Source organism: Micromonospora sp. NBC_01796, assembly GCF_035917455.1.
GTDB lineage: Bacteria > Actinomycetota > Actinomycetes > Mycobacteriales > Micromonosporaceae > Micromonospora_G.
On sequence record NZ_CP109078.1, the window covers coordinates 5,704,368 to 5,719,934 of the forward strand.

Here is a 15,567-nt window from a genome sequence, read left to right on the forward strand (position 1 = left end):
CTCACGTGTCGACAAGCCCCCGGCCGCCGGTGATTGCGCTCCGGCAGGCCGGCCTGGTCTATCCCGGGTCACCATCGTATGAGGCGTTGAAACCCTGCGAGCTTTTTGTCGAGGCCGGGCAGTATGTCACGGTCGTTGGTCCATCGGGATCGGGGAAGTCGACGCTGCTGAACATACTGGCGCTGCTAGATCGACCGACGACCGGAACGTACGAACTTGATGGCATTCACACCGAGTTGCTTGCGGAGAGTGACCGTACCGCCCTTCGGGGCCATCGAATTGGGTTCGTCTTTCAAGCATTTCAGCTTTTGCCGCACCGTACGGCGGTGGAGAACGTCGCGATGGCGATGGTGTATAAAGGCGTCCCATCCAGTTCCCGTCGCCGACGCGCAATTCAAGCGCTGGACAAGGTCGGGTTGAGCCACCGACTCGGCTACTTACCCTCGCGTCTCTCAGGTGGCGAGCGACAGCGGGTGGCGATCGCGCGTGGCCTGGTCACAGAGCCGAGCCTGCTCCTGTGCGACGAGCCGACAGGCAACCTCGACTCGGCCAATGCAGAAGCCATCCTCGGACTGTTTGACAAGCTCTGGGCCGGGGGCATGACGTTGGTGGTCGTTACCCACGATCCGACAGTAGCGAACCGGGGCCAGCGAAGGTTGGAGATCGTTGACGGCCGAATCATATCGGACATACTTAACCCGATGCGGTCGGCATGCTAAGTCGAAAACGTGGCCGTTCGGACACGCCAGACGTTGGCGACACTTTTATTGAGCCGTCACGTCTTGCTCTTCGTGACCTTTTTGCCGAGACCCTTGCCGGTGTTCTCCAACGGCCCGGGCGGACATTTCTGACCGCAAGCGGAACGGTGCTCGGCGTGGCGTCGCTTATCGCGATACTGGGGTTGACGACAACAGCTAGCGCACAGATCGGCGCCCGTTTCAACGCGCTGGTCGCGACCGAGGTTGTCGTAGAGGACACTGGAGGGGAGGAAGGCGTATCCGCACCAATGTCCTTTCCGGCTGATTCCGGCGACCTGGTCGAGTCGCTGAATGGAGTGCGGCATGCAGGGGTGATGTGGTCTTTACCTGAGCAGTTCGAGGTTACGGCAACGCCCATGCTCGGCGCTGCCACAGTCAACAGCGTGGATGTCGTCGCGCTTTCACCCGGAGCACTGCAGGCGACACATCCAAGATTGAGCAAGGGGCGGATTTACGAGAAGTTCCACAATCAACGCGCGGAACGAGTCGTGGTTCTCGGGGCGGTAGCCGCGCGGCGCCTAGGAGTGAGCCGCCTTGACGCCCAGCCTGCGGTGTTCATTGACGGGACGGCGTTTACCGTCCTGGGTATCATTGACGAGGCGGATCGTCACTCCGACCTCCTGTTTGCGGCAATGGTTCCAGTTGTGACCGCCCAGAAGCTCTGGGGCGATCCTCACACAGACCAGCGAGCATCGATGTGGATAGACACACAGCTTGGTGCGGCCTCGTTGATCGGCCGCCAGGTCGCGTTGGCCCTCCGGCCCGACGCGCCGGGACTGTTCAAAGTCCTACCGCCGGCAGATCCTCGCGAACTTCGCAATGACGTGGCAGGAGACCTCAACGTATTGTTTCTCGTTCTTGCAGTGGTGTGTCTGCTGGTCGGAGCCTTCGGAATTGCTAACACGACGCTAGTATCAGTTCTTGAGCGAGTGGCTGAGATTGGTCTGAGAAGGGCGTTGGGTGGAAGACGTCGACATATCGCTGCCCAGTTTCTCGCGGAGAGTGGTGTCGTTGGAACATTCGGTGGCCTGCTTGGCGCCACAATCGGTATTGTCGTGGTAGTGGCAACGGCTTTGATTCGCGAATGGACCCCGGTCGTCGATCCGTGGTTGCTTCTCGGCGGGCCGGTGACTGGACTCGTCATCGGGATCCTCGCCGGCGTCTACCCCGCTATAAGGGCGATGCGCTTCGAGCCGGTCGAGGCGCTGCGTCGATAGCGTGGATGGGACCATCGGCCGGATCCTGATCTGAAAGAAAGGCCACGCCCGCATCGTGCGGGATGGAGACGCCTACTGCCATTTCGAGGGGCATCGCCCGACGTCCGAGCCTCGCCGCGCAGCCGGCGACCGGCCGACTCACACCCGACCTGGAACAGACCCGGCATCGGGGCCACCGCCACGATCCCCCGCGGAACCGCGGTGCCGTCGCGGCACTTTGCCGAACGTCGTCGGGCGGCGTGACGGCCCGCCTGATCAAGGCGAGGGCTGCCACGCCGCCCGACGACGCAAGGGCCCAACACCGCTGATCCCGCAGGTCCAACGGGTACTGGATAGCAACGCCCAGATCTGCCTCCGCCACCGATCGGGTCGAGGTGGGTCGGCGAGCGGTAGTACCGGGAAGAGCCCAGGAGAAGTGGGAGTGCACCACTACTCAGCAGGTGGTCGTAAAGCCCGCCCGACCACCCATCGGCTGAGGGGGCAGCCGTCCCTGGGCCGATGCTACCCCCCAAGGCGATCGAGGATCGTGACGGCCAGTGTCATGAAGCCGAGAACAGCGCCACCTGCACCCATGACGATGCTGGATGGGCGGCTTTGTTCCATCCATAGCAACGCGGCAATAGAACCGCCGACGAGCATGGCGAGGACCAAGACCACGACCGTCGACACCAGATGACAGTTCATCACTCTTCCTGACCCTCCATGAGGCGATCCAACACCATCCTTCTGTCGGCGCCTGAGGGTCTGTGGATTTAAGGGCTCTGTCTCACATTCGGTGGTGACGGAGGGTGCTGGTTAGCCGAGCAGGATTCGATGGCGCAGGAGAGTGAAGCCCGCGCGTCCGTACATCTGTCGCTTGATCAGTTTGGTTTTGGTGTTGACGCCTTCGGTGCCGCCGTTGTGGAAGGGGTATGTCAGGGCGGCGTTGACGGCGTCGCGGTCAAGGCCGAGGCCGCGGGTGAACGTGTGTAGGTGGGGCAGGTCGGTGGCCATGACCTCGGTGATCCACGCGGTGAGACGGTCACCGTTGCCGTCGGCGGGCGTGAGTAGCGCGGCGAACGAGCCGATGAGGCCGGCCAGCGCAGTCATCTGTGGACAGGCCGCGGTGAGAGCGTCAATGAGCGTCCGCTGATGTTCCTTGAGCCGGTCGGGCGCGGTCAGGAGGTAGCGGGTCAGACGCCTGGGAGATAGAGCCGGGCGGTCGGCTTCGACCCGGCCTTGGGTGATATAGCGATAGAGCAGGTTGAGGCTGCCGGTGTAGCCCAGTTCCCTGATCTCCGCCAGGAGTTGGGTGGCGCCGACGGCGGGGTCTTGTTCCCGCCGGCGACGCAGGTGGTCGCGGTAGGGGTCGACGAGGGTGGGCCGGTACTGCGGTGCGCGGACCAGGCGTTCGGGTTCACTGATCCGGGCGTACCGTTTGACGGTGTTGAGGCCGAGGTTGAGCCGGCGGGCACATTCCAGGAGGCCAACGCCCTTGTCGAGCAGGTCGTGGACCTGCTGCCACCGCTGCCGGGTGGTCACAGCCCGCTTGCCCTCCTGTGGCGGCAGCCCGGCTGCGGCCCAGCATGAGCTGTGCGCGGTGACCTCTTTGCGGGCGGCCTCGGCGAGGTTGTGCCACAGATGCCAGCGGTCCGTGACCTGCAACGCCTCGGGCAGGGCGCGGCGGACCGCTTCGGCGTAGGCGCCGGAGGAGTCCCGACACACCACCTCGACACCGGGATGCTCACGCAGCCACGTTTCCAACGTGTTGGCCTTGCGGTCGGGCAGCACATCGATGCGCTCACGCGTGACCGCGTCGATCAGGACGGTGGCGTATCGCTGACGTCGCCGCAACGCGAAGTCGTCCACCCCGAGCACCCGGGGCACAGGCCGCTCGGGCAACGGCAGGCGCAGCAGCGCCCGCAGGGCGGTGTGCCGAGACACGACCACCGCCAACGCCGACAACATCCGCGCGCCAGCGCGGCCGGCCAACTGCCGCACGACCGCACCGACCTGGGAAATCAGCCGAGATGTGCGGCGCTGGTAGCGGTTCAGGACCCCAGGCAGTTGTTCCCGGAACGTACGACGGCAGCCCCGAGTCGGGCACACCAGACGACGTATGCGCACGTGGACCACCACCGGTCGGGCGTCGACCGGCACATCCGCCAGGCTCCGCTGGTGATACCCGTGCACCCGGCCCGTCACGGCCGCGCAACCCGGACAGGCCACCGGTTGCTGCGGAGTCCGAGCCCGCACCAGGATCCGTTCCCCCTCGTCCGTCACGTCGTCGATCACCAGCGGCAGCAGCCCCGAGAAGACCATCTTCGTAAGATCACCGATCTTGCACACATGATCTCAACGACATCGACCACGTTCAGTCACCACCGAATGTGAGACAGAGCCGTTGGCGAGACAGCCCCCGAGTGTTCGATTTCCGTGTTTGGGCCTGTGGTGTGATCGAGGTTGTTAGATGGTGATCCGGTCGCCGTAGGCGAGGATCAGGGCGTTGAGGGCCTTGGCCCAACCGTAGACCCGGCCGGTGAAACTCCCGCCACCTCGGCGTTTTTTGCTGGACGACGAGGTACAGGACTTTCATCGCGGCCTGCTCGGTCGGGAAGTGCCCGCGTCGGCCGGCGGCTTGCCGGAACCGGGCGTTGAGGGACTCGATGATGTTGGTGGTGTAGAGGACTTTGCGGACCTCGTGGTCGTAGTCGAGGAACGGCACGAACTGTGGCCAGGAGGTCCTGTACCGTGCCAAAACTCGTTTCAAGGCGGTGACCTGGTGTTTTGGAGATCGGGTTAGGCTGCTCGGTGGTATTCGTTGATCACTCCGTCGAGTCGTCGTCGGCGCCGTACGGGCTTGTCCATGGGGATGATGACGGCTGGGTCGTGGTTGGGCGGGCGCTGCTGTCGTCCTTGGTGGGGCCGGTGGTTGTTGAAATGTTTGACGTACTCGCCGACCACGGCCTGCGCGTGCCGCTCGTTGTAGAGCAACATGTGGTCGGTGCATTCTCCCCGGAGGCTGCGGCCCCAGCGTTCGATGAAGCAGTTGGCCCGTGGGGTGCGGGGCGGGATCTTGACCACCGTGATGCCCTCGGCGGCGAACACCCCGTCGAACGCGGCGGTGTACTTGGCGTCGCGGTCGCGGATCAGGAACCTGAACCGGTTGGCATGCTCGCCCAGGTCCATGAGGAGGTTACGGGCCTGCTGGGTCACCCATTGCCCGGTGGGATGGGCGGTGATGCCGAGGAGATGGACCCGTCGGGTGGCTACTTCCATAACCATCAGCGCGTACAGGCGCCGTACCAGGTTGGTGTCGAGGTGGAAGAAGTCGATTGCCAGTAGCCCGCTGGCCTGATTGCGCAGGAAGGTGCGCCAGTTGGTGTCCTGTTGGCGGGGCGGCGGGCCGACACGTTGGCGGGCCAGGATTCGGCGGATGGTTCCTGCCCCGATGCGGTGGCCGAGCTGCTGTAGTTCGCCTTGGATCCGGCGGTGTCCCCAGCGTGGGTTCTCGCGGGCCAGCCGCAGCACCAGGTCACGGATTTCGTCGCTGACCGGTGGGCGGCCAGTTAGGTCCAGCGGTGTCGCACCAGCCGTCGATGCCAGTTCAGCAACGTGGCCGGGGTGACGATCCGGTGTGCCCGTATCCGGCGGGGCAGCAGGCGGGCGAGGGCGGACAGGATCGCCCGGTCCGGCCAGGACAGCCGCGGCCGGCCGTGAATGTGGCGGCGTAGCACCGCTGTCTCGTGCCGCAGCGCGAGGATCTCGACCAGCAACGCTCTGTCGCTGCGGATCAGCAACCCCAGACCATTGAACAGGTGGATCATTCCCAGGTACAGCAACCGCACGACCATACCGGCGATCATCAGACCGAGCCAAGAACTCCCAGCTCACAGCCTGTGCGACAGGTTTTGGCACGGTACACGGTCTCGGCCTGGCTACGACCCTCGAGAACAACAGCCGTGATCACAAGACGGGCTTTGGACACCCCGCGACGATCACGGTCATCCAGGGTTTCCTATGTCCCGACACACCAGTTTCCGATGACTTGAGACAGGGGTTTCCTATGTCCTGAACCAGGACACTACCGGGGGCATGTCGCCGAGGCCCTGACCAGCGGAAACGCCGGCCAGGGCCTCATCTCTGCCTATACGTGCTGGCGGGCCTCAGCTCAGCGGCGCGGCGCAGCCGTCACCAGCCCGCTCTCATAGGCGGCTGCAACCAACTGCGCCCGATCGCGAGCCCCCAGCTTCGCCAACAGCCGAGACACATGGGTCTTCACTGTGCCAACACCCAGCCGCAAATGCGCGGCGATCTCGCCGTTGGACAGCCCCCGCGCGACCAGCACCAGCACCTCACGCTCGCGATCGGTCACGCCGGCCAGGTTCGTCGCGGGAAGACCGGCCTGTTCCGGGCGCCGGGCGAACTCCGCGATCAGGCGACGGGTCACCCCGGGCGCCAGCAACGCGTCGCCCGCCGCGATCACCCTGATCGCCGTCAGGAGGTCGGCTGGTGGGGTGTCCTTGAGCAGGAAACCGCTGGCTCCCGCGCGCAGTGCCGCGTAGACGTACGCGTCCAGGTCGAACATCGTCAGGATCAGCACCCGTACGTGCGCCGTCTCCGGCGCCGCGCAGATCTGCCGGGTTGCTTCCACGCCGTCCAGGTCCGGCATGCGGATGTCCATCAGCACCACGTCCGGGCGTTCCCGGCGGGCGAGCTCGACCGCCTCCAGGCCGGTGGCCGCCTCGCCGACCACCGTCAGGCCGGGAGCCGTGTCGACCAGGACCCGGAAGCTGCCACGCAGCAGCGCCTGGTCGTCCACGACGAGCACCCGTACGGCGTCGCTCACGCGGTGACCTTCGCCGCCGCCTGGAACGGGAGGCGGGCCGATACCCGGAAGCCCTGCCCGGGACGCGGGCCGGCCTCCAGCGTGCCGTCGTAGAGGGTCACCCGTTCCCGCATGCCGATCAACCCGTGGCCTTGCGTGCCGTCGTCCGGGAACTGGCGCCGGCCGGGACCGTCGTCCGTGACCTCGACCGCGATCATGCCGCCGTCCCGGCCGACGCGGACCTCGCAGGATGCCGGCGCGGCGTGCTTGACCACGTTCGTCAGCGATTCCTGCACGATGCGGTAGACGCACAGCTCGACGCCCTCTGGCACCGGGCCCAGGTCGGCCAGTTGCAGGTCGACGCGGACGCCGGCCCGCGCGGCGCGCTCGGCCAGGGCCGGCAGGCCGGCCAGGCCCTGGGGCGGGGCGTACGCGTCAGCCAAGTCGTCCGCGGAGTCCGAACGCAGCACGCCCAGCATCTGGCGCAGCTCGGTGAGCGCCGAACGGCTCGTCGTCTCGATCGCGCCCAGCGCCTCCCGCGCCACTTCCGGATGCTCGTCCATGACGTGGTGGGCGACGCCGGCCTTGACCGCGATTACGCCCATGCTGTGCGCGACGATGTCGTGCAGCTCCCGGGCGATCCGCAGCCGTTCACCGGCCACCGCGCGCTCGGTGAGCTGGGCGGCGGAGCGTTCCGCGTAGGCGTGGCGCTCGCGCGCGGCCCGGCCCAGCGTCCACGCGCCGCCGAGCAGCACGCCGCTCAGAAGCACGCCGCCGGCCGTGTCCCGGGCCCAGACCGGAAGTCCGGCCACCGAGCCGATCACCAGCGTGAGGCAGGTCAGCACGCCGATCACGCGGGTGGGTATCCACGGGCGCGGCGGCTGGGTGAGCGCCACCGGATACAGCCCGAAGGCCGCAGCGACGAAGAGGCTGCCCGCGACATCGGTGGCCGCGGCCACCACGGAGGCGGCGAGCACGATCGCGAAGACGGGCACGGGCCAGACCCGCCGGGCCGCGAGTGGCAGTCCCATGGCGGCGATGAGGAGGAGGCGGCCCCAGGCCGGTACGCCGTGACCGGGTGACGCGCCCAGCGTGGAGGTCACCATCACCGCGGTATATCCGGCCGCGGCGAGTGCGTCCACCACGATCAGGTCACGCCGGCGCGGGCGGCCGGTGATCAGCCGGGTGCGCGCCGAGGTCACCTCACCGTCCACTAGCGGAGTCCTTCATCAGCAGACCGTATCGCCGGGCGGCGCGCTGCGTCGACCGTCCCGGGGCGTATGTCTGGAGGCATACCCCGCGCGGTGCACGGCGGATCGGTCCACCCGGCAGCAGAGGGAAAGTCGAGACGGGGGAGAGATGTGTCGCGGGTGCTCCTGCGGAAGGGTTGTCGCCATGATCGAGGTGCGAGAACTGACCAAACGGTACGGCGGCACAGTGGCCGTCGACGGGCTGTCGTTCACAGTGCGGCCGGGCACTGTCACCGGCTTCCTCGGCCCGAACGGCGCCGGCAAGTCGACCACCATGCGGCTGCTGCTCGGGCTGGACACTCCTACCGCCGGCACGGCCACCATCCACGGCCACCCGTACGCCAAGCTGCGCCATCCGATGCGGCGCGTCGGTACCCTGCTGGACGCGAACGCGGTCCAGGGCAACCGCAGCGCCCTCAACCACCTGCGCTGGCTGGCCCGGAGCAACCGGATCGAGCCGGCCCGGGTGACGCGGGTGCTAGAGGAGGTCGGCCTGGCCGGGGTGGCCCGCAAGGCTGTCGGCGGCTTCTCACTCGGCATGCGCCAGCGGCTCGGCATCGCCGCGGCGCTGCTCGGTGAGCCCGACGTGCTGGTGCTGGACGAGCCGGTCAACGGTCTGGACCCGGACGGCGTGCGCTGGATCCGGGACATGCTGCGGTCCTACGCGGCCGAAGGCGGGACGGTCCTGCTCTCCAGCCACCTGATGAGCGAGATGCAGCTGACCGCCGACCAGTTGCTGATCATCGGACGCGGCCGGCTGATCGCCGACACCTCGGTGCGCGAGCTGGCCGAACAGTTCACCGAGGGCGTGCTGGTCCGCTCGGCGCGACCGGAGGAGCTGGCCGGTGTGCTCCGCGCGGCCGGCGGTGAGATCACCACCGCGGCCAACGGCGGCCTGACCGTACGCGGGCTCGACCAGCAGCGGATCGGCAACCTGGCCGCCGAGAACGGCATCCCGATCTACGAGGCCGCGGTCCGCAGCGCCTCCCTCGAGGACGCCTATCTGTCACTCACCGCCGGCACCGTCCAGTTCGGTGCCTCCGAGAACAGGACGGTATTCCGATGATCGACGCGCTCGCCGCCGAATGGATCAAGATCCGGACGACCGCGACGACCCTGTACTGCCTGGGCGTGGCGCTCGGCAGCGTGGTGCTGAGCACGCTGCTCACGTTCGGCATGGTGTCCTCGTACGACGGCCGGGACGCGGCCGGCCGCGCCACCTTCTCCGGCACGCCGATGGAGGAGATCACCATGCTGGTGGCCCACCTGTGTCTGGGCGTCCTGGGTGTGCTGGTGATCAGCTCGGAGTACACCAGCGGCATGATCCGCACCAGCTTCATCGCGATGCCGTCGCGCCGGGTGGTGTTCCTCGCCAAGAGCGCGGTTGTGGGGTTCGTGGTCCTCGTCGCCGCCCAGGCCGTCATCTTCGGCACGTTCTTCCTCAGCCGGCTGGTGGTCGGCGACCGCGCGATCCCCGACTACCGGACGGGCGTCGACGACCGCGCCGCTACGTTGTTCGCGATGGGCCTGACGGCCGTGGTGGTGGCGCTCGTCGGCCTCGGCCTCGCGGCGATCTTCCGCTCGGCGGTCGCCGCGATAGCCGGCATCGCCCTGCTGGTGTACGTGTTCCCGATCGCCGCGGGCAACATCCCCGAGCCGGTCGGGCCGAAGATCGACGCGCTGTCGATGAGAAGCCTCGCCCTCCAGATCGGCGGCGACGTGCCGGATGCCGTGCTGACGCCGGCTGCGGCGGTCGGCGTGCTGGTCGCGTACGTGGTGGTGGCGATCGGGACCGCCACCCACCTGATCGGGCGCCGGGACGCCTGACCGCTGATCCGGCGCGGACCTATATCCGCCGGTCGGCGGATATAGGTCCGGTATAGACCGTCGCAGTAGCGTGCGGTTCTGCGGTCCGGCCGGCGGCCGGCCCGACAACAACGAGGTGCCGCGCGGCGCGCCCGGGTGGTGCCCTGACCGGATCGGAAAAGGGATGCCTTCATCTGGAGTTGACCGGCGCGGACTGCTGCGCGGTTCGCTGGTCATGGCCGCACTGGCGGGAACCACAGCAGTACTCGGCTCCGAGAGCGCCGTGGCGGCGCCCGCCCCGCCGCGGACCGAGCCGCTGCCGGAGGTGCCGGGCATGCTCGGCGACCGGCTGGCCAACGAGTTCTGGTACCGCTTCGATCAGTACACGGCGTTCGCCCCCAGCGCCGAACTGGCCGCGGCGTACGAGGTGCTCCGGTCCCTGTTCGACCGCTTCGAGCGCGACATCTACTTCGCCTGGCGGGACACGAACGCGGCCGGCACGTACCCCGCCGCTTTCCTCGACGTCGTGACGCCGATCCGGCCGCAGCTCGAGGTCATGTCCCGGGCCCAGCTGATCGCCTTCGACGAGCTCTACCACCGGCACGACCCCCGGCTGGTGACCGCGTTCGTCGACTTCGGCCAGGGCGTGCTCTTCGATCCCCGCCTCGCCGAGCACGAGCAAGAGGTGCACACGATGAACGGCAAACCGCCGGTGGGCTACCACACCTGGCACGCCTTCATCCGCGCCATGATGCTGCTCGGCATCGACCGCGGACGCTGGCGCCGGATCGCCTCGCTGAACGGGCTGGCCTGGGCGATTCAGACGGTCGCCAAGCCGTCCACCAGGGTGGTGAGCCCTCCGCTGCCCCGCGAGACGGTCCGGCAGCTGACCCGGCTGTGGTTGCCGAAGAGCTTCGACCAGCTCGACGAGGACTTCCTGTCGTTCCCCTATCCGGTGGGGATGAGCTGACGTCCGATGCGTCGCGGATCCCGGCGCCCACTCCGGTGGGCGCCGGGATTGCCGGCCGATGCCGGTGGCCGTCTCACTCCACCCGTGAGAAGCGACGGGTGGCGATGCCCAGCACCAGCAGAGCGGCCAGGCCGATCACCGCGATCTCCAGCACCACCGGGGGAGTCCAGCCCCACAGCTGCGGGCTGAGCACCCGCCCGCCCAGGTCGGCGCCGTCGCCCGGCATGGTGCGGCGCAGCGCGTCGACGCCGTACGTCAGGGGGTTGCCCAGCACGGCGACGCCCAGCCATCCGGGCAACCCGCGCGCCGGGAACATCGCGCCGGACAGGAAGAGCATCGGCATCATCAGGAGGCTCATCACCACCTGGAACGACTCGATCCGGCGGATGCAGACCGCCGCCAGCACGCCGACCGAGGTGAAGGCGAACGCGATCACTCCGAGCTCCAGCAGCACGAGCAGCAGTTGAGGGTGGTAGGGCACGTTCGCGGCGCCGGCCACGAGGAGCACCATGCCGCCGTACGCCATCCCGGTGCTCGCGCCGCCGAGACAGATGCCGGCCAACAGGAAGCCGCGACGCACCGGCGCGACCATCATCTGCCGCAGCACCCCGGCCTGACGGTCCCAGACGATGGCGACGCCCACCGCCAGCGACGGCGCCTGCACGGTCATCAGCAGCACCCCGGGAAAGAGGTACGTGGTGTAGTCCCGCAGCGACTCCTGCCCGTCGCCGAGCGAGGACAGGCCGGTGCCGAGAATCAGCAGGAACACCAGCGGTGTCACCAGGCCCATGGCCAGCCGCAGCCGGTTACGGGCGAACCTCAGCATCTCCCGCTGCCAGAGCAGGCGAAGCGTCCGCAGGTCACGCTGGAGGCTGCTACCGGTCTTGAGGCCGGAGCCGGTGGTGTCCGGGGCTTCCGTTTCGGGCATGGCCAGGTCCGTTCGCGTCATCGTCGTCCCCTCGCTGCGATGGCCGCCACGGTGGGGCGCCCGCCCGCGTCCCGGATGGTGCGGCCCGTGTAGTGCAGGAACACGTCGTCGAGGGTCGGCGGCGTGACGGATACCGCGTGCACCGGCACGGTCAGCTCGGCGCAGAGCCTCGGCACCAGCGCCGCGCCGTCCGGCACGCGCACCTGGACACCGCTCGCTCCGGTGGTCGCTTCGATGCCGAACCGGGACCGGACGGCGCGGGCCGCCTCTTCGTCGTCATCGGTCCGCAGGGTCACCAGGTCGTCCGCGACGACCGCCTTGAGGCCCGGCGGCGTCCCTTCCACGACCAGTTCACCGTGATCGATGATGGCGATCCGGTCGCAGTTCTCGGCCTCTTCGAGGTGATGGGTGGTCAGGAAGATGGTGACGTCCTTCTCCCGTCGCAGCCGATGCAGGTGTTCCCAGATGGCCACGCGGGTCTGCGGGTCGAGGCCGGTGGTGGGTTCGTCGAGGAAGAGCACCCGCGGCGCGTGCAGCAGGCCCCGGGCCAGCTCCAGCCGCCGCCGCATGCCACCGGAGAACATCCGGACCGGTGTCTTCGCACGGTCGGTCAGGCCGACGAGGTCGAGCATCTCCGGGATCGCGCTGCGGGAGCGGCGGCGGGGAACGCCGAAGAGGTCGGCGTAGAAGCGCAGGTTCTCCGCCGCCGTCAGCTCCTTCTCCAGAGTGGACTCCTGGAAGATCAGGCCGATCCGCCGGCGCACCTCATCCGGTTGCCGGGTCACGTCGTACCCGGCAACCACGGCCTGCCCGGCTGTCGGGCGCAGGACGGTGCACAGCATGCCGATGGTGGTGCTCTTTCCCGCGCCGTTCGGCCCGAGGAAACCGAAGGTCACCCCGGCGGGCACCGTCAGGTCGAGATCCACCACCGCCTCGACCTCGCCGTAGATCTTGCGCAGGCCCTCCGCGACTACCGCGTTCACGATCGGCCGTCGCCGGCTCGAGGGGCACGCACCGAGAGCATCGTGTGATACAGCGCCATGTCGCCGGACTCGCCGACGGCGGCACCGTCCGCCTCCACCCAGGCATGTGCCCGGAACGGCTGGAGCCGGACGCCGGTGCACCAGTCGGGCCACCGCCCGCCCAACCGGCAGAGCAGCGCCGTGGCCACGGACCGCTGCAGGCAGCCCTGCCCGGCGCACCGGGCGCTGACTGTCACCACCGCTTGGCGGGCGGCCAGCGCCTGGGCGGCGGTGGCCGGCGCGGCACCCTTCGACAGCAGGGACAACACCGATCGGAGCCGCTTCGGTTTGAGCCGTACCAGGGCGAACGCGGCGGCCGCCGCGCAGCGTGCGGTCATCGACCGGCGCCACCGCAGCCGGACGCCTTCCTCGGCGGTCACCGGCATCGTCATGACGCCACCACCAGCCGGGCGCGGACCAGCGAGCCCATGAGCGTACGGACGTCGTCGAGCGCACGGGACGCGTCCTGCGGCGAACCGGCGGTCAGCTCGGCGGCCACCTCCTCGGCCGACCGGCCGGCGAGGGCGAGCCGCAGCGTGCTGGCGCCGGTGGTATTGAGCATCCAGTAGCGTCCGGTCCGCTCGTTGAGCAGCACCATGCCGTCCTCGGTGTCGGTCGTGGTGAGATCCGGCGCGAGTGCGATCGTCATGAGCGGTCTCCTGCCGTCAGTGGATGAACCCGGGTGCCCTCGGCCGCCCGGAGCCAGTTCTCGTACGCCAGCGTCGCCTCGAGGAACCGCAGGCGGCTCAGGTCGGGCTGCGGCCGCAGCAGCTCCGCCCGCATCAGGTCGGCATCGACGAGCCCGAGCCGGGCCAGGCGCAGGTCGTCGGTGACGTCGAGCAGCGCGCGCAGGTTGCGTTGCACACCCGCGTACATCTCGGCGCTGAACTCGCCCTTGTTCCGCCGAGCGAGGACCGGCTCCGGTACGACGCCCCGCAGCGCGGCGGTGAGCACCGGCTTGTAGCGGCCGGGACTGACCCGGTCCTCGACCCGGACAGCGAGCGCCGCCTCCAGCACCCGGTCGTCGAGCATCGGCGCCTCCCAGTCGACACCGTGCGCGCGCAGCACCGAGTTGAGCTGACGCAGCGCCACACCGCTGCGGACCACGCTCTGCAGGGTCTGGTGCTGGAGCCGGTCGGGGCTGAGCGGGGCAGTGCCGGCGTCGGCCGCGTCCCGCAGTTGCCGGCGGATGGCGTCGATCGCGGCGGCGCTGGCCCACGGTGGCAGCCGGATGTCATTCCCCCACCGCTGCGGCGCCTGGCGGGCCGCCCGCGGGGCCTCGGTGGCCAGTCCGTCGGCCATGACCGCCAGTGAACGCGCGTACGTCGTACGGTCCAGCAGCCCGCGCACCGTGGAACCGAGGCTCCAGCGATTGACCAGCTGCGCGCGGCGGACGCGGGGCAGCGCGCGCAACGGGTGGCGCCGCAGCAGCGACCAGAAGTAGGTGGACTGGAGCCCGAAGAGCTCGTCGCCGCCGACGCCGATCAGGTGCAGGTGGATGTCCTCGGCGGCCAGGAGACGGCTCTGGTGTTCGTGGTGGTTACGGTTGCGGGTCCAGTTGAGCGGCCCCTCGGCGTCGAGGTGGCCGTCGCCGGGACCCGCGGCGAACCAGGTGGGTGCGTCGGCGGGTTCGACGAACCGGTGCCGCGCCCGGGGCAGCATCTCGGCGGCACGGCGGGCCCAGGCGGTGTCGTCGTTGGCCCGGTCCACCGGGATCCAGTGCTGGGTGACCAGGTCGGCACCGGCGTGGTCGGCGAGGAAGCAGAGACTGGTGGAGTCCAGCCCGCCGGAGAGGTCGGCGCTGACCGCGGGATCGGTGGCGACCCGGGCGCCGAGGCTTCCCACGAGGGCGTCCCGCACCGCGGTCGCAGCCGTGGGGAGGGGTTCGGTCGCGGGCGGCGGGCGCCACCACTCGACCTCGCGGTGCCGTCCCGCCGTGTCCATCTCCAGCCAGTGGCCGACGGCGAGCTGCCGCACCCCGTTCCAGATCGGACGGAGCAACAGCGGCCACGGCGCGATCGGGCTCACCAGCCGCAGGGCCAGGGCGTCCTCGTCCGGTGCCGCGCCGGTGAGCTGGACCAGCGTTCCTGGATCGTCGGCGGCCACCGTGACGCCGTTGACGTCGGCGTAGAACACCTGGCGGGCCGTGGAGATCGTGCCTTGCGTCCGGGTCAGCCCGTCCAGCGAGGTGGCCAGGTGCACAGCACCCGGCAGTCGACGGGCAAGTGCGTCCAAATCCGGGCCGGTCCGGGCGTCGGCCAGCCGTCGTTGCGCCTCGCCGCGGTCGAAGTCGGTCCGGCCGAAGACGGCGAGCCGGTGACCGCCCGCCGTGACGATCGCGCATACGCCGCTCCGCCAGTCGCCGACCAGCCAGGGCCGCCCGGAGGCGTGCCGGATGACGCGGGTTCCGGGTCCGCCGGCCCGTTCCGCCACGCCGGCCGCATCCGGTGAATCCGGGAGGATCAGAAAACTCATGTCTCCTTCTCGGGGTGGAGGCTCAGCGCACGGACATAGCGGCGGGGCCGGCGGCGAAACTCCTCACCGCCGGCCCCGCCGAGCGTCGATTCAGTTACCGGCGGCGCTCGGGGCCGTGATTAGCACCAGAGCGGCTCTCCCCAGAACCAGTCCTCACAGGGCTCGTCCGTGTCGAGGCCCAGGGTGAGCTCGGCGAAGTCGCCGACCTCGATGAGCGTCGGCGGCAGGTACACCTGCTTTTCGGACATCCGGTCACCATCCCTTTCAGGTGGGTGAGATGAGAGCGGCCGCGGTCGGTCGCCCTCGCTGTCCTGTCGAAGCTAGGAAGCCGGGT

Annotated in this window: 18 protein-coding genes; 5 read left to right on the forward strand and 13 right to left on the reverse strand. The window is 68.9% G+C overall.

Translation table 11 applies throughout. The annotated features are described in order from the left end of the window. The first annotated feature begins 5 nt into the window (after window positions 1-5). Both OIE47_RS26160 and OIE47_RS26165 read left to right on the forward strand, forming a co-directional pair. Entirely contained in the window at window positions 6-719 is a 714-nt protein-coding gene (locus OIE47_RS26160; protein WP_326557158.1) for an ABC transporter ATP-binding protein, read from the forward strand. Continuing rightward, complete coding sequence (locus OIE47_RS26165) at window positions 713-1,975, forward strand: ABC transporter permease (RefSeq protein ID WP_326557159.1); 1,263 nt, start codon at window positions 713-715, stop codon at window positions 1,973-1,975. The genes OIE47_RS26160 and OIE47_RS26165 overlap by 7 nt, the downstream gene beginning before the upstream one ends. 501 nt (window positions 1,976-2,476) lie before the next feature. Here OIE47_RS26165 and OIE47_RS26170 read toward each other — a convergent pair. The 7 genes from OIE47_RS26170 to OIE47_RS26200 form a co-directional block, all read right to left on the reverse strand. Then, the gene (locus OIE47_RS26170) at window positions 2,477-2,659 is read right to left on the reverse strand and encodes a hypothetical protein (protein ID WP_326557160.1); all 183 of its coding nucleotides are present in this window, start codon (window positions 2,657-2,659) and stop codon (window positions 2,477-2,479) included. 111 nt (window positions 2,660-2,770) lie between these two features. After that, the gene (locus tag OIE47_RS26175; RefSeq protein ID WP_326557161.1) at window positions 2,771-4,276 is read right to left on the reverse strand and encodes an ISL3 family transposase; all 1,506 of its coding nucleotides are present in this window, start codon (window positions 4,274-4,276) and stop codon (window positions 2,771-2,773) included. Between the two features lie 52 nt (window positions 4,277-4,328). Next, window positions 4,329-4,679, reverse strand: a complete 351-nt coding sequence (locus OIE47_RS38060; protein WP_442791993.1) for a transposase — start codon at window positions 4,677-4,679, stop codon at window positions 4,329-4,331. Between the two features lie 74 nt (window positions 4,680-4,753). Continuing rightward, window positions 4,754-5,485 (reverse strand): integrase core domain-containing protein, encoded by a 732-nt coding sequence (locus tag OIE47_RS26185; RefSeq protein ID WP_326557162.1) that lies wholly within the window; start codon window positions 5,483-5,485, stop codon window positions 4,754-4,756. 38 nt (window positions 5,486-5,523) lie between these two features. After that, entirely contained in the window at window positions 5,524-5,808 is a 285-nt protein-coding gene (locus OIE47_RS26190) for a hypothetical protein (protein ID WP_326557163.1), read from the reverse strand. Window positions 5,809-6,125: 317 nt separating this feature from the next. Then, entirely contained in the window at window positions 6,126-6,803 is a 678-nt protein-coding gene (locus tag OIE47_RS26195; RefSeq protein ID WP_326557164.1) for a response regulator transcription factor, read from the reverse strand. Continuing rightward, entirely contained in the window at window positions 6,800-7,996 is a 1,197-nt protein-coding gene (locus OIE47_RS26200) for a sensor histidine kinase (RefSeq protein WP_326557165.1), read from the reverse strand. The genes OIE47_RS26195 and OIE47_RS26200 overlap by 4 nt, the downstream gene beginning before the upstream one ends. A gap of 181 nt (window positions 7,997-8,177) precedes the next feature. Between OIE47_RS26200 and OIE47_RS26205 the strand changes: the two genes are divergently transcribed. The 3 genes from OIE47_RS26205 to OIE47_RS26215 all read left to right on the forward strand — a co-directional run bounded on the left by OIE47_RS26205 (window position 8,178) and on the right by OIE47_RS26215 (window position 10,808). Then, complete coding sequence (locus OIE47_RS26205; protein WP_326557166.1) at window positions 8,178-9,098, forward strand: ABC transporter ATP-binding protein; 921 nt, start codon at window positions 8,178-8,180, stop codon at window positions 9,096-9,098. Continuing rightward, complete coding sequence (locus tag OIE47_RS26210; RefSeq protein WP_326557167.1) at window positions 9,095-9,859, forward strand: ABC transporter permease; 765 nt, start codon at window positions 9,095-9,097, stop codon at window positions 9,857-9,859. Before OIE47_RS26205 ends, OIE47_RS26210 begins: the two co-directional genes overlap by 4 nt. 163 nt (window positions 9,860-10,022) lie before the next feature. Continuing rightward, window positions 10,023-10,808, forward strand: coding sequence for a hypothetical protein (locus OIE47_RS26215; RefSeq protein WP_326557168.1), 786 nt, complete (start codon window positions 10,023-10,025; stop codon window positions 10,806-10,808). A 73-nt stretch (window positions 10,809-10,881) separates the two neighbouring features. Here the strand turns inward: OIE47_RS26215 and OIE47_RS26220 are convergent, their stop codons facing one another. The 6 genes from OIE47_RS26220 to OIE47_RS26245 form a co-directional block, all read right to left on the reverse strand. Beyond that, complete coding sequence (locus OIE47_RS26220) at window positions 10,882-11,757, reverse strand: ABC transporter permease (protein WP_326557169.1); 876 nt, start codon at window positions 11,755-11,757, stop codon at window positions 10,882-10,884. Further along, window positions 11,754-12,719 carry an ATP-binding cassette domain-containing protein gene (locus tag OIE47_RS26225; protein WP_326557170.1) on the reverse strand — a complete coding sequence of 322 codons (966 nt, stop codon included), beginning with the start codon at window positions 12,717-12,719 and terminating at the stop codon, window positions 11,754-11,756. Before OIE47_RS26225 ends, OIE47_RS26220 begins: the two co-directional genes overlap by 4 nt. After that, a complete protein-coding gene (locus OIE47_RS26230) occupies window positions 12,716-13,150 on the reverse strand; it encodes a lasso peptide biosynthesis B2 protein (protein WP_326557171.1) in 435 nt (144 codons plus the stop codon). The genes OIE47_RS26225 and OIE47_RS26230 overlap by 4 nt, the downstream gene beginning before the upstream one ends. After that, window positions 13,147-13,407, reverse strand: coding sequence for a lasso peptide biosynthesis PqqD family chaperone (locus tag OIE47_RS26235; RefSeq protein ID WP_326557172.1), 261 nt, complete (start codon window positions 13,405-13,407; stop codon window positions 13,147-13,149). The genes OIE47_RS26230 and OIE47_RS26235 overlap by 4 nt, the downstream gene beginning before the upstream one ends. Further along, window positions 13,404-15,233: an asparagine synthase-related protein gene (locus OIE47_RS26240; RefSeq protein WP_326557173.1), complete on the reverse strand. Its 1,830-nt coding sequence runs from the start codon at window positions 15,231-15,233 to the stop codon at window positions 13,404-13,406. Before OIE47_RS26240 ends, OIE47_RS26235 begins: the two co-directional genes overlap by 4 nt. Window positions 15,234-15,352: 119 nt before the next feature. Further along, window positions 15,353-15,481 carry a lasso RiPP family leader peptide-containing protein gene (locus OIE47_RS26245; protein WP_326557174.1) on the reverse strand — a complete coding sequence of 43 codons (129 nt, stop codon included), beginning with the start codon at window positions 15,479-15,481 and terminating at the stop codon, window positions 15,353-15,355. Window positions 15,482-15,567 lie beyond the last annotated feature (86 nt).